A 13,777-nucleotide genomic window follows, 5' to 3' on the forward strand; every position below is an offset into this window, starting at 1 on the left:
CCACCGCATCCTACGGGCGGTGCCCGGCGCGGGGGGCGGTGGGCTGAAGCCCACCCTACGGCTCTGTAGCACAGCCTTGTAGCCCGGGCTTCAGCCCGGGAATCCCCTCCCCGGACTGAAGTCCGGGGTACGGCTACGAATCGGTGCTCAACGGGTACGGCGGCGGCAACCGTAGGATGGGCTGAGCTGTGAGAAGCCCATCGTTGCGTGGGCGGCCGGGACTGATGCGGTTCGCCGAGCTCACCGCATCCTACGGGCGGCGCCCAGCGCGGAGGCGGTGGGCTGAAGCCCACCCTACGGCTCTGTAGCACAGCCTTGTAGCCCGGGCTTCAGCCCGGGAATCCCCTCCCCGGACTGAAGTCCGGGCTACGGCTATGAATCGCTACTCAACGGGTTCGGCGGCGGCAACCGTAGGATGGGCTGAGCTGTGCGAAGCCTATCGTTGCGTGGGTGGCCGGGATTGATGCGGTTCGCCGAGCTCACCGCATCCTACGGGCGGTGCCCGGCGCGGGGGGCGGTGGGCTGAAGCGGAACGCCGCCCGACCCACACTACGGCTTTGCGGGTTCGAAGAAGCGGCGGAACTGGGGCAGGTCGGCCTGGGCGGTGGGGATATCCACAGGCTCGAAGCGCAGCGTCTGGTGGGCGCTGCATTGGGCCAGGCGATCACAATCGCGGGGGTGAAGCCAGCCGAGGATGGGGTAGCCGCCCATGGTCTGGTGGTCAGCCTGGAGGATGATCGGCTGCCCGTCCGGCGGCACCTGCACGGTGCCGCGCACCACGCCAAGGGACCACTGGCGCTTGGGCGGGCTCAGCGGCGCGCCCTTGAGGCGGGCACCCATGCGGTCGGACTGCGGGCTGAGCTGCCAGGGCTGGGCGAAGAAGGCCTGCACCTCGGAGGGCGTGAACAGCGGGGCATCACCGCCCAGCATCACCCGCAGCGGGCGTTCGGCGCGGTAGTCCGGCTGCCAGGGCCAGGGGACGCTGGCGCCACGGGCGAACTGCCCGCCCCCGCCCGGCAACAGGTCGCCGTCGGCCAGGCGCGTGCCTCGGCCGTCCAGCCCGCCCAGGCCTTCGCGGGCCTGGCAGGCGACGCTGCCCAGCACCGGTTCGACGCGAAAGCCACCGGCAATGGCCAGGTAGGCCCGCTGGCCGCTGCGGGCGAAACCGAGCCTGAGGCGCTGCCCGGCGCGCACGCGAAAGCGCGACCAGTTCGGCCGCACCACGCCGTCCAGGTGGATGGGCAGCTCCGCCCCGCAGAGGGCCAGCCAGGTGTCGCCGAGGCTTTCCAGCTCGACGCCGCCCAGGGCGATCTCCAGCAGCGGTGCCGTCTGTGCGTTTTCCAGCAGGCGGTTGGCCCAGGCGGCGGCATGGCGGTCCATGGGGCCCGAGGGGGACACGCCCAGGTGCTGCCAGCCGTGCCGGCCGCCGTCCTGCAGCAGGCTCAGCGGGCCGGCCTTGATGACGCGCAGGCCGCTCATGGCGCTACGCACGCGCGGCGGTAGGTGGCCTCGTCGATGGGTTCGAAGCGCACCCGATCCCCCAGCGCCAGCGGGCAAGGCGGCGCCTGGGCGGGGTCGAACAGGCGCTGCGGGCACAGGCCCAGCAGGTGCCAGCCGCCCGGGGAGGCCTGTGGATAAATGGCCGTCTGCCGTTCGGCGATGGCCAGGCTGCCGGCGGGAACGCCGGTGCGCGGGGTGGCCCGGCGCGGCAGGGCGAGCCGGGCGTCGAGTTCGCCCAGGTAGGCAAAGCCGGGGGCGAAGCCGATGGCACCGACGCGGTATTCCACCGCGCAGTGCAGCTCGATCACCTGGTCGGGGCGCAGCCCGCAGGCCTCTGCCACCGCGCCCAGGTCCTCACCGCCGTACCAGGCCGGCAGGCGGTGCAGGCGCCCTTGCTCGTCGGGCGGCGGAGCCGACTGCCAATGCTCCAGCAGCGGTGCCAGGTCGGCGGCCAGCCGGGTGGGGTCGGTCAGCAGCAGGTCGTAGTGCAGCAGCAGGGTGGTCCAGCCCGGCACCAGCTCCCGGAGCTGCGGGCCGAGCCGCTGGTGGATGGCTTCGGCAAGGCAGGCGATGCGCTGCGGCAGGTAGGCGTCCGGTGTGTCGGCCAGCACCAGCAACAGGGCTTCGGCGCCGACCGGCTCAAGGCGGATCATGAGGCGTCCAGGTGGGCTCGCAGGCGCCGCAGCACCGCCAGGGACTCGGGGTTGTCGCCGTGTACGCAGAGGCTGTCGGCCACCAGTTGCAGCGGCTTGCCGTCGATGTCGGGGAAGGACTCGCCCCGGGCGATGGCCACCGCCTGGTCGATGATCTGTTCGGGGTCGCGGTGCACCGCATCGGGCAGGCGCCGGGGGGCGAGCTGGCCGTCGGAGAGGTAGGCGCGGTCGGCGAAGGCTTCGAACATCAGCGGCACGTCGGCGGCATCGGCCAGTTGCAGCTCGCGGCGGTTATCGGCAAGGGCCAGCACCATCAGCGGCAGGCCCTTGCGGTAGCTGGCGCAGGCATCGAGCACCGCTTCGAGCAGGGCGTCGTTGCGCACCAGGTCGTTGTACAGGGCGCCGTGGGGCTTGACGTAGGCGACCTGGGTGCCGGCGGCGCGGCAGAAGGCGTCCAGCGCGCCGATCTGGTACAGCACTACGGCGCGCACCTCCTCGGGGGACAGCTCCATGCGCCGCCGGCCGAAGCCCACCAGGTCCGGGTAGGCCGGGTGGGCGCCGATGGTGACGCCATGGTCCACCGCCAGTTCGACGGTGTTGAGCATGGTGAGGGGATCGGAGGCGTGGAAACCGCAGGCCAGGTTGGCCTGGTCCACCATGGGCATGGCGTGCTCGTCGTCGCCCAGGGTCCAGGCGCCGAAGCTTTCGCCCATGTCGCAGTTCAGCAGGATTCGATTTTTCATCGCGTGATTATGGCGACAGAGTGCGCCCCACGCGAGGTGGCGTTTGTGCAGTTATCCACAGCGGAGCGCCGTGGCCCGGACTTCAGTCCGGGGTTCCGCTGCCCGGGTACGGACAGCGGAACCGGCCTGGCGATCAGTACACGTCGCGGCGGTAGCGCCCTTCGCTGGCCAGGCGCTCCAGGCCCTCGTCGCCGAGGATCTCGCGCAGCACGGTATCCACGCCGCCGGCCATGCCCTCCAGGCTGCCGCAGATGTAGAACACGGCACCCGCCTCGACCCAGGCGCGCACTTGGTCGGCGGCCTCGCGCAGGCGGTCCTGCACGTAGACCTTCTGCGCCTGGTCGCGGGAGAAGGCCAGGTCCAGGCGCTCCAGCTCACCTTGCGCGAGCCAGCCTTCGATCTCTTCGCGGCAGTAGAAGTCGTGGGCCTGGTTGCGCTCGCCGAACAACAGCCAGTTACGGCGGCGGCCCGCGCGGATGGAGGCCTGCAGCAGGCTGCGCAGGCCGGCCAGGCCGGTGCCGTTGCCGATAAAGATGGCCGGCGTGTCGGCTTCGGCGAGGTGGAAGCGGGCGTTGCGGCGCAGGCGCAGCGGCACGCTGGCGCCCACCGGCAGGTAGTGGGTGAGCCAGCCGGAGGCTATGCCGAGGGCGCCGTCGGCGCGGCTTTCCTGACGCACGATCAGCTCCAGGGTGCCGTTGGCCGGCAGCGAGGCGATGGAGTACTGGCGCTGGGCGAGCGGTACCAGGGCATCCACCAGGGCCTGGGCGTGCAGCCCGACCAGGTGTTCGAAGCTGTCCGGCAGTGCGCGCCCTTCCAGCGCCTGGCGCAGCGGCAGGGTGCGGCCGTCGAGCTGCACCGCCGCTTCGCCGTCCAGGCCGTGGCGGGCCAGCCAGGCGGCCACCACCGGTTCACCCTGGCAGGGCAGGATGTCCACCAGGTCGCCCGCATCCCACTGGGCCGCAGCCCCTGCCGGGGCGCTCAGGCTCAGTCGCCAGGTGGAAGCGCCCTGGCTGCCGGGGTTGAGGTGCTCGCGGGCGCTCAGGGTCCAGGTCTCGAAGGGCGCCTCTTCCCAGGTGGGCACCACGTCGCTGCCGGAGAGCGTCGCCAGGTGCCGCTGCCAAGCCTGGATGGCCTGGCCGTCGCCGTTGTCCACCTCGACGGTGTCGAACAGGGTCAGCGCGCCCTGGTCAGCGAGCCAGCCCTGCAGGCGGTGGGCGAAACCGCAGAAGTGCTGGTACTGGCGATCTCCCAGGGCCAGCACGGCGTAGCGCAGCTCGCCCAGGGCCGAGGCCTGGCCGAGCACGCGGCGCTCGAAACCGCGGGCGCTGTCGGGCGCCTCGCCATCACCAAAGGTGCTGACCACGAACAGGGCATTGCGGGCCTGGGCCAGTTGTCCGGCGTCCAGTTCGCCCAGGGATTTCACGCGCACCGGCACGCCGGCAGCCTGCAGTTGGCCGGCGGTTTGCCAGGCCAGTTGTTCGGCGAAGCCGCTCTGGCTGGCGAACCCCACCAGCCAGGCATCGGCCCCGCCCTGCCCGCCCAGGTCGCCACGGGCGGCCCGTACCGCGCGCTTCTTGCGGCGGCGGTCAAGGTAGAGCAGCCAGCCGGTGATGAAGAACAGTGGCATGGCCAGGCTCGCCAGCATCATCAGGATGCGCCCCGGCAGGCCGAAGTACTCGCCCACGTGCAGGGCATAGACGCTGGTGAGCAACTGGGCCTTGAAGCTCTTGTCGGTGTAGCGCTCCACACGGCTGACGGTGCCGGTGGCCGGGTCGAGGGTGATCTGGTTGAGGGCACGCGGGTGGGCGGCGTCCTTGAGCAGGAAGAAGACGGTGGCCGGCTGGCCGCCCACCGGGGGCAGGCGCAGGTTGTAGGCGCTCAGCTCCGGGCCTGCGGCGTCGCGGATGCTCGCCCACACGGCGTCGTAGTCCACCACCAGCGGCGGGCCGGCGGGGGCCTGCATGCTGCCGGGACGACCACGGCCTTCGCCCCGGCGCTCGCCCGGCTTGCCCTGCTGCCCGGCGGGGGCGTCGGCGAGCAGGCGGTTGAGGCCTTCGCGGTACCACTCGTAGGACCAGAACAGGCCGGTCAGCGCGGCCAGGAGGTACAGCAGCAGGCACCAGGTGCCGGCCACGGCGTGCAGGTCCCAGTTGAAGCTGCGGCCCTTGCGCGACCAGTCCAGGGTCAGCCAGGCACGCCAGCTCGCGGCCTGGCGCGGCCAGCGCAGGTAAAGGCCGGAGAGGCAGAAGAAGATGAGGGCCAGGGTGCTGGCGGCGGTGATCTGCTTGCCGGTTTCGCCCATGGCGAGGAAGCGGTGCAGTTGCAGCATCAGGCCGAAGAACGCCTCGCCGGAAGGTTCGCCCAGCAGTTCGCCGGTGTAGGGGTCGAACCAGCGCATGGGGCCACGGCGTTCGCCCGGTGGCGGGGTGAAGAAGACCCGTGCGGCTTCGCCGCCTTCGGTGCGTACCCAGAGGCCGGCGACCGTTTTGCCTGCGACGGCTTCGATGCGGCTGACCAGCTCGGCAGGGGGCAACACGCCGCCCTCGCGCACCTCGACCTGGAGGGTGTCGCGGTTGAACAGCTCGAGGATCTCCTCCTGGAAGCTGTAGGCCGCCCCGGTGACGCCCATGATTGAGAGCACCAGCCCTGCACTGATGCCGAGCAGCCAGTGCAACTGGAACAGGATCTTCTTGAACACGTGTCAGTCCTCGGAAGCAGGCCGGGCGGCCTGCCGTATCGCTGGATCGGAACGGCAACCATGCCGGAACGCGGCGATTCTATTTGAGAACGTGACGCATTAGATCGCGTTTCCGAAGTTTTACCTTTTATTTACAGCCAGGCCGTGAGCCGCTCTGGTGCGCGGCTCACGGCCCCCCTATCAGAACGAGTAGGTGGCAGAGAGGATCGCCGAGCGGGCGTCGCCGTATTCGATGGCGGACGAGCGGGCGTTGGTGCCGTTCTGCTGGCGCACACGCTCCACGTAGTCCTTGTCGAACAGGTTGTTGACGTTCAGCTGCAAGTCGAGGTTCTCGTTGACCTTGTAGCCGAGCATGGCGTTGTGCACCCAGTAGGCGTCCAGCTTGGCGGTGGTGCTGGAGCTGACGTTGCGCTCGCTGACGTAGCGGGCGCCGTAGCCCAGGGTCCAGCCGGCGGGCAGCTCGTAGGTGGTCCACAGGTTCAGCGAACGCGGCGGGGTGTTGCCCAGCGCCTGGCCTTCACGGGCGATGCCGGCGGCGGTGTCGGCAGCCTTGAGGGTCTCGCTGTCGAGGAAGGTGTAGTTGGCGAAGACGTCCCAGCGCTCGCTGATGTGGCCGGTCACACCCAGTTCGACACCCTGCACGCGCTGCTTGCCGGCCAGTTGGGTGGAACCGTCGGCCATGGTTTCGCGGGCGTTGGTCTTGTCGACGCGGAACAGCGCGCCGTCCAGTTCGAGGCGACCGGCCAGCAGTTCCCACTTGGTGCCCAGCTCCCAGGTCTCGTTCTTCTCCGGGTCCAGGTTCTCGGTCAGTGCGGTCAGGCCGCCACCGCTGGAGGCGATGCTTTCGGCACTCGGGTTGAAGGAGTTGCCCCAGGCGACGTAGAAGCGGCCGTTCTCCACCGGTTTGTAGACCAGGCCGGCGCGGCTGCTGAGCTTCTTGTCGTTGGAGGAGAAGCTGCCGGTCTGCGCCTTGGCGCCGGAGAAGGTCTTCCTCTTGCCGTCGAACCAGTCGTAGCGCAGGCCCATGTTCAGGTCCCACTGCTCGTTCAGGGCGATGGTGTCGAAGACGTACACGGCCTTGTTGTCCAGCGTGTTCTCGGTGTAGCCGGTGGTGGCCTTGGCGACCGGACCGCTCCAGTAGCCAGGCGGGTTGGAGACGCCGAAGCCGGTGTTCGGATACGGAGCGGCAGCGGTGCCCAGGCCATGGTTATAGGTCTTGAGCGCGTACTCCTCGCGGGAGATTTCCGCGCCGGTGACGATCTCGTGGTGCAGGCCGGCGGTGTCGGCACTGATGCGCAGGTTGGTCTGGTTGATCCACAGCTCGGTGGTGGCATCACGGCCGTAGGCCTGCGGGCCGGCGGGCTTGTAGTTGCCGGCGGGTACGCCAGTCAGGTTGACGTGGGAGGCGGACACCACGGTGTCGCGGTCCACGCGGCTGTAGCGGGTCAGGTTCTGCAGGCGCAGGTTTTCGTTGAAGTCGTGTTCGAGGTTGGCGGTGAACGCGTTCTGCTCGATTTCTTCCTTGTCCAGGTTCTTCCAGCCGAAGTAGTCGTTGCGGTCGACGCCGGCCAGCTTCTTGCCGTCCAGGGCCGGTACGCCGTAGTCGGGCAGGTTGTCGTCGGTCTGGTGGAAGGCGCTGAGGGTCAGGCGGGTGGCGTCGCTGAAGCCCAGGCGCAGGGACGGGGCGACACCCCAGCGCTCGCGGTCGATCTGGTCGCGGCCGGGGACGTCGTTCTCGTGGGCCATCAGGTTCAGGCGGAAGGCGCTGTCGGTGCCGAGGTCTTCCAGCGGCTGGTTGGTGTCCAGGGTCAGGCGGTGGTAGTTGTCGGTGCCCAGGCCCGCGCCGATGCGGGTGAAGGCACGGCCCATGGGCTGCTTGCTGATGAGGTTGATGCTGCCGCCGGTGGTGCCGGCGCCGCCGAACACCGAGTTCGGGCCCTTGATGACCTCGACCTGCTCGATGTTGAAGGTGTCGGTGCGGCTGGTCTGGGCGCTGTCGCGCAGGCCGTCGATCTGGATGTTGCTGTTGGCGGAGAAGCCACGGATGTTGATGCTGTCACCGGAGCCACCACCGCCCTCGCCGGCGTTGAAGGTGATGCCGGAGACGTTGGAGAGCACCTGGCGCAGGCTCAGGGCCTGCTGCTCCTGGATGATCTCCTTGGGGACGACGGTGACGGTCTGCGGGGTGTCCAGCAGCGGTGCGGTGTACTTGGCGGAGGCCGACTCGGTGACCTTGTAGGTCTTCTCGGCCTTGCCGTCGACGTTGACGGTGCCGAGTTCGAGTTTATTCGTATCAGCCGCCAGGGCCAGGCCGCTGGCCGAGGCGGAAACCAGGCCGATGGCGGAAGCCAGCAGCGCGCGTTGCGGTAGGCCGTTCTTGTTGCTCATAAGAATCACTCCCCACTGAAGATGGGGCGCGATTCTATTTGCGAATGTTTATCAGTAAATATTTACCCACCCATCTTTACACAATCTTTACACAATCTTTAAAAATATCGGAAAAGACCTATAGATCAAACCGCACCCACATCATTGCAAAAATCAATAACAAAGAGATCGAACGCACGCCATCCACGCCAAACCACCTGGGCGTCCGGTCACGAAACGGCAACGGAGTGGGCGAATGTCAGGAGTTTTGCCAGAGCCGCGAAAGGTCGATGGCGGCCAGGTGGGAGCAGCCGGTGAGCGCCATGGTCACCTCCAGCTCGGTGCGCAGCAGGTGCAGCACATGGGCGACGCCGGATGCCCCGGCCGTGGCCAGGGCCTGGACGTAGGGCCGCCCCACCATGACCGCGCGGGCGCCCAGGGCCAGGGCCTTGAACACGTCGCTGCCGCGCCGTATGCCGCCATCGAGGATCAGCGGCACGCGCCCGCCCACGGCGTCGGCGATGGCCGGCAGCACGTCCAGCGTCGCCGGCAGGCCGTCGAGGGTGCGCCCGCCATGGTTGGACACGACGATGCCGGCCACGCCCTGCTCCACCGCGCGCACGGCGTCGAGGGGGTTCATCACGCCTTTCACCCACACCGGCAGGTGCGTCAGGGATTGCAGCCATTCCAGGTCACGCCAGGTGGGCGCGTGCTGCAGCAGGGCGCTGCCGAACAGCGGGCTGGCGCCGGGCTGGGCCACGCTGGGGGGCAATGTGCGCATGCCCCGCAGGTTCACCGCCTCGATGCCGTCGGGCAGTTGGAAGCCGGCACGCTGCTCGCGGTTGCGCAGGCCGTTGACCGGGGCGTCCACGGTGACCATCAGGCCGCGGTAGCCCGCAGCTTCGGCGCGCCGCACCAGCTCGCGGGTGAAGTCGCGGTCCGGCTGGATGTAGAGCTGGAACCAGAGGGGCGCCTGGGCGGCCCGGGCGATGGCTTCGAGGCTGACGCTGGCCTGGGTGCTGACCACCAGGGCAGCGCCCATGGCCGAGGCGCCCAGGGCGCTGGCCAGTTCGCCGTCCGGGTGGGCCAGGCGCTGGAAGGCCACCGGGGCGAGCAGGATGGGGTAGTCCAGCGTCAGGTCGCCGATCTGCACGCGGGTGTCGCCGCTGCCCAGGTCTTCCAGCACCCGGTTGAGCAGGCGCACGCGGCGGAAGGCGGCGAGGTTGTCGGCCAGAGTCTGCTCGTCCGCCGCGCCGCCGCTGAGGTAGGCCCAGGCGGCGGGGCTCATGCGCTCACGGGCAAAGGCCTCGTAGTCGCCGACGGCGACGATCTCGGCGGGAATCCGCGGCAACGGCGGCAGGCTCATGGGGCGTTCCTCAGGTCTCAGGTGGTCGACCAGTGCCGCAACAGGTTGTGGTAGACGCCGGAAAGCTGCACCAGCGCAGGGTGCTCGGGCACGCTCTGGCCGAGCTGCTGGATGGCGCCGTCCAGCTCCAGCAGCATGGCGCGCTGGTTGTCCTCGCGCACCAGGCTCTGGATCCAGAAGAAGGCGGCCAGCCGCGCGCCACGGGTGACCGGTTCGACACGGTGCAGGCTGCTGCCGGGGTAGAGCACCAGGTGGCCGGCGGGCAGCTTGACCCGGTGGCTGCCGTAGGTGTCTTCCACCACCAGTTCGCCGCCCTCGTAGTCGTCCGGGTCGCAGAAGAACAGGGTGGCGGACAGGTCGCTGCGCACCCGGTGGTGGGTGCCGGGGACGCTGAAGATGGCGTTGTCGATGTGGTTGCCGTAGGTGCCGCCGCCGCTGTAGCGGTTGAAGCGCGGCGGCAGCACCTTGAGTGGCAGGGCGGCGGCGATGAACTGCGGGTGGCTGCCAAGGCGGTCGACGATGAAGTCGCCGATCTGCTGTGCGAGGGGGTCGTCCGGGGCCAGTTGCTGGTTGTCCTTGCTGCGCACGGCCATGTGTCCGGCGGTGCTGCGTCCGTCCACCCAAGCGGCGCGCTCCAGGGCTTCGCGGCACTGGCGCACTTCGTCGGCGGTGAGGACGTCGGGGATATGGAACATCACGCGGGCTACCCTCCCGGGCCGAACAAAGGCTGCTGATAAGCGTTCGCAAATGAGGCGCTCATCTTACTCGCCTGCCGGCAGCCAAGGAACCGGGACAAAGCGCCGCGCCCGCAGGCGCGGCGGAGCCGTCAGAACGACAGGGTGGCGTTGAGGGTGGCGGCGCGGGCGTCGCCGTACTCGATGGCAGAGGAGCGGGCGCCCTGGCTACCCGTGCCCTGCTGGGTGCCGAGCTGGGTGCGGACGCGCTCGACGTATTGGCGGTCGAACAGGTTGTCCAGGTTCAGTTGCAGGTCGAAGGAGTCGCTGACCCGGTAGCCGAGCATGGCGCTGTGGACCCAGTAGGCGGCGAGCTTGACGCCGTCATTGCCGGCAGTGAGGTTGCGCTGGCTGGCGTAGCGCGCGCCGTAGCCGACGCGCCAGCCACCGTCGAAGTCGTAGGTGGACCAGAGGTTGAACGACTGCGGCGGGGTGTTGGCCAGGGCCTGGCCCTTGGCCGAGACGCCGACGCGCTCGTTGACGACCTTGAGGGTCTCGCTGTCCATGAAGGTGAAGGTGCTGAACACTTTCCAGCGCTCGCTGAGCTCGCCGGTCAGCCCCAGTTCCAGCCCCTGCACGCGCTGGTTGCCGGCCAGGACAGTGGTGCCGTCGACAAGCTTGGTGCGGGCATTGAGCTTCTCCACCCGGAACAGCGCGGCGTCCAACTGCAAGCGCCGCTCCAGCAGCTCCCACTTGGTGCCCAGTTCCCAGGTGCGGTTCTTCTCCGGGTCGAGCTTCTCGGTGTCGGCGCTGAGGCCGCCGCCGCTGGTGGCAATGTTCTCCGCACTGGGGTTGAAGGAGGTGCCGTAGGCCAGGTAGAAGCACCCGTTCTCAACCGGCTTGTAGACCAGCCCGGCACGGCCGCTGAGGTGCTCGTCGCTGGAGCGATTGTCGGTGGCCACCCAGTTGCCCTTGGTGAGCCTGTAGTCGTCTGCGTCGCCGTCGAGCCAGTCGTAGCGCAGGCCGAGGTTGAGGTCCCACTGCGGGCTCAGGGCCAGGGTGTCGAAGGCATAGAGCGCGCGGTCGTAAAGGCGGGTGGCGAGGTAGCCGGAGTTGCTTCGCTGGGCCGGCCCGCTCCAGTAGCCGGGCGGATCGGCCAGCGGGTAGCCCTCGTCAGGGAACTTCAGGCCGTAGTCATAGGTGGTGCGGTGGTAGGTCTCGCGGGAGAACTCTGCGCCGGTCACCAGGGTGTGGCCGATGCCGAGGGTGTCGAACTCGGCGGTGAGGTTGGTCTGGTTGATCCACATGCGGCTGGTGACGTCGCGGCCTTAGGCCTGGGGGCCGGCGGGCAGGTACTGGCCGGGAGCGAGGACGGGGCCCGGGGGTTGGCCACTGCTGCGGCGGCGGTCGAGGTTGATGTGGGCGGCGGAGATCACCGTGTCACGCTCGACCTCGCTGTAGCGGGTGAGGTTCTGCAGGCTCAACTGGTCGTTGAAGCGGTGCTCCAGGCGCACGGTGAAGGCGTCGCTGTCGATGCGCTCGCGATCGAGGTTGCGCCAGCCGAAGTAGGCGTTGCGCTTGACCCCGGCGACACGCTTGCCGTCGAAGGCCGGGACGCCGTAGTCCGGGTCGTTGTCGTCACGCTGGTGGAAGTAGCTGAGTGTCAGGCTGGTGTCCTCGCCCAGGCCCAGCAGCAGCGAGGGGGCGATGCCCCAGCGCTCGCGCTCCAGGCGCTTGCGGCCGGGGATCTCGTCGTCGTGGGCCATGAGGTTGAGGCGGAAGGCGCTGCCGCTGCCCAGGTCCTGCAGCGGCTGATTGGTGTCCAGGGTAAGGCGCCGGTAGTGGTCGCTGCCCAGGCCCAGGCCGAGCCGGCTGAAGGCTTCGAAGCCTGGCTGCTTGCTGATCTGGTTGACGCTGCCGCCGGTGGTGCCGGCGCCGCCGAACACCGAGTTGGGGCCCTTGATGACTTCCACCTGCTCGATGTTGAAGGTGTCGGTGCGGTTGTTCTGGGCGCTGTCGCGCAGCCCGTCGATCTGCAGGTTGGTGCTGGCGGAGAAGCCACGGATGTTGAGGTTGCCCCCCGAGCCGCCGCCGCCCTCCCCGGCGTTGAAGGTGATGCCGGAGACGTTGGAGAGCACCTCGCGCAGGCTCAGGGCCTGCTGGTCACGCATCACCTCGGCGGGCACCACGGTGATGGTCTGGGGGGTGTCGAGCAGGGGCACGGCGTTCTTCGCCGAAGCGGAGCGTTCGGTGCGGTAGCTTTCGCTGCGCCGCTCCTCGACGTGCAGCGTCTCCAGCTCCAGGCTGGTGCTGCTGCGCGATGGCTCGGCGGCGACGAGGGGGCCGGCGGCCAGGCCGATGCCGACGGCGAGCAGGGTGCGTGGGCCCGGTTGCGGGCGCAAGGCAAGGCGTTTCATGGAAGGTGCTCCCGGTGGTGAGGGGGAGGCAACCCATTTGATAAGGATTCTCATGAACATCCGCAAAAGCACGCTTGGGAAATGCCCTTGCGGCAAACGGATTCCACCTACACGAAAACGACAAGGCCCGCCGCGAAGGCGGGCCTTGTCGGGGGTGAAGCCCTTACAGGTAGTAAGACTTCAGCGGCGGGAAGCCGTTGAACTCCACTGCGCTGTAGCTGGTGGTGTAGGCCCCGGTGGAGAGCCAGTAGAGGCGGTCACCGCTGGCCAGGTTCAGCGGCAGGCCGTACTTGTAGTTCTCGTACATGATGTCGGCGCTGTCGCAGGTGGGGCCGGCGATGACCACTTCTTCCATCTCGCCCTTCTTCTCGGTCCAGATGGGGAACTTGATGGACTCGTCCATGGTTTCGATCAGGCCGGAGAACTTGCCCACATCGGTGTAGACCCAGCGCTCGACGGCGGTGCGGGACTTGCGCGCCACCAGCACCACCTCGCTGACGAGGATGCCGGCGTTGGCGATCAGGGAGCGGCCCGGCTCGAGGATGATCTCCGGCAGTTCGTCGCCGAAGTCTTCCTTGAGGAAGCGGGTGATCTCCTCGGCGTAGGTCTCCAGGCTGTTGGTGCGCTGGATGTAGTTGGCCGGGAAGCCGCCGCCCATGTTGATCATCTTCAGGGTGATGCCGTCCTCTTCCTTCAGGCGCTCGAAGATCACCTTGACCTTGGCGATGGCGGCGTCCCAGACGTCGATGTCGCGCTGCTGGCTGCCGACGTGGAAGGACACGCCGTAGGGGTCCAGGCCCAGTTGCTTGGCGAGGATCAGCAGGTCCAGCGCCATGTCCGGGTTGCAGCCGAACTTGCGCGACAGCGGCCAGTCGGCGGAGGTGGAACCCTCGGTGAGGATGCGCACGTAGACCTTGGCCCCCGGGGCGGCCTTGGCGATGTTGCGCAGGTCGGCCTCGGAGTCGGTGGCGAACAGGCGCACGCCCTTCTCGTAGAAGTAGCGGATGTCGCGGGCTTTCTTGATGGTGTTGCCGTAGCTGATGCGCTCCGGGCCGACGCCGGTCTTCATCACCTTGTCCAGCTCATAGATGGAGGCGATGTCGAAGTTGGAGCCCTTCTCGCGCAGCAGCTCGGTGATCTCGGTGGCCGGGTTGGCCTTCACCGCGTAGTAGATCTTGGCGAAGGGGAAGCAACTGACCAGTTGGTCGTAGGAGTCGGCGATGGTCTGCTTGTCGATCACCACGAAGGGGGTCTCGTGCTGATCGGCAAAGGCCTTCATGCGCTGGAACGTGGCGGGTGCGAAATAGTCTTCGACCTTGATCGACATGCTAGGGACTCCAAATGGCTGAACGGTTCTGA

General features: G+C 68.5%; 8 protein-coding genes and 1 pseudogene. All 9 read right to left on the reverse strand.

Annotated features, from left to right (window positions below):
• Positions 1–549: 549 nt before the first annotated feature.
• A complete protein-coding gene (locus A7D27_RS21450) occupies positions 550–1,479 on the reverse strand; it encodes a biotin-dependent carboxyltransferase family protein (protein WP_069566030.1) in 930 nt (309 codons plus the stop codon).
• Positions 1,476–2,153 carry a 5-oxoprolinase subunit PxpB gene (pxpB, locus tag A7D27_RS21455; protein WP_069566031.1) on the reverse strand — a complete coding sequence of 226 codons (678 nt, stop codon included), beginning with the start codon at positions 2,151–2,153 and terminating at the stop codon, positions 1,476–1,478. The genes A7D27_RS21450 and pxpB overlap by 4 nt, the downstream gene beginning before the upstream one ends.
• Positions 2,150–2,896: a 5-oxoprolinase subunit PxpA gene (locus A7D27_RS21460; protein ID WP_069566032.1), complete on the reverse strand. Its 747-nt coding sequence runs from the start codon at positions 2,894–2,896 to the stop codon at positions 2,150–2,152. Before A7D27_RS21460 ends, pxpB begins: the two co-directional genes overlap by 4 nt.
• A gap of 133 nt (positions 2,897–3,029) precedes the next feature.
• Complete coding sequence (locus A7D27_RS21465) at positions 3,030–5,594, reverse strand: sulfite reductase flavoprotein subunit alpha (protein ID WP_069566033.1); 2,565 nt, start codon at positions 5,592–5,594, stop codon at positions 3,030–3,032.
• A gap of 180 nt (positions 5,595–5,774) precedes the next feature.
• Entirely contained in the window at positions 5,775–7,982 is a 2,208-nt protein-coding gene (locus A7D27_RS21470) for a TonB-dependent siderophore receptor (protein ID WP_069566034.1), read from the reverse strand.
• Positions 7,983–8,220: 238 nt separating this feature from the next.
• A complete protein-coding gene (locus tag A7D27_RS21475; protein ID WP_069566035.1) occupies positions 8,221–9,327 on the reverse strand; it encodes an alpha-hydroxy acid oxidase in 1,107 nt (368 codons plus the stop codon).
• Between the two features lie 17 nt (positions 9,328–9,344).
• Positions 9,345–10,025: a Fe2+-dependent dioxygenase gene (locus A7D27_RS21480; protein WP_044406907.1), complete on the reverse strand. Its 681-nt coding sequence runs from the start codon at positions 10,023–10,025 to the stop codon at positions 9,345–9,347.
• Between the two features lie 128 nt (positions 10,026–10,153).
• A pseudogene (locus tag A7D27_RS21485) lies at positions 10,154–12,418 on the reverse strand (TonB-dependent receptor).
• Between the two features lie 163 nt (positions 12,419–12,581).
• Positions 12,582–13,745 carry a type III PLP-dependent enzyme gene (locus tag A7D27_RS21490; RefSeq protein WP_069559804.1) on the reverse strand — a complete coding sequence of 388 codons (1,164 nt, stop codon included), beginning with the start codon at positions 13,743–13,745 and terminating at the stop codon, positions 12,582–12,584.
• Positions 13,746–13,777 lie beyond the last annotated feature (32 nt).

This window comes from Pseudomonas sp. 1D4 (assembly GCF_001728925.1).
In the GTDB taxonomy this organism is placed as follows: Bacteria; Pseudomonadota; Gammaproteobacteria; order Pseudomonadales; family Pseudomonadaceae; genus Metapseudomonas; species Metapseudomonas otitidis.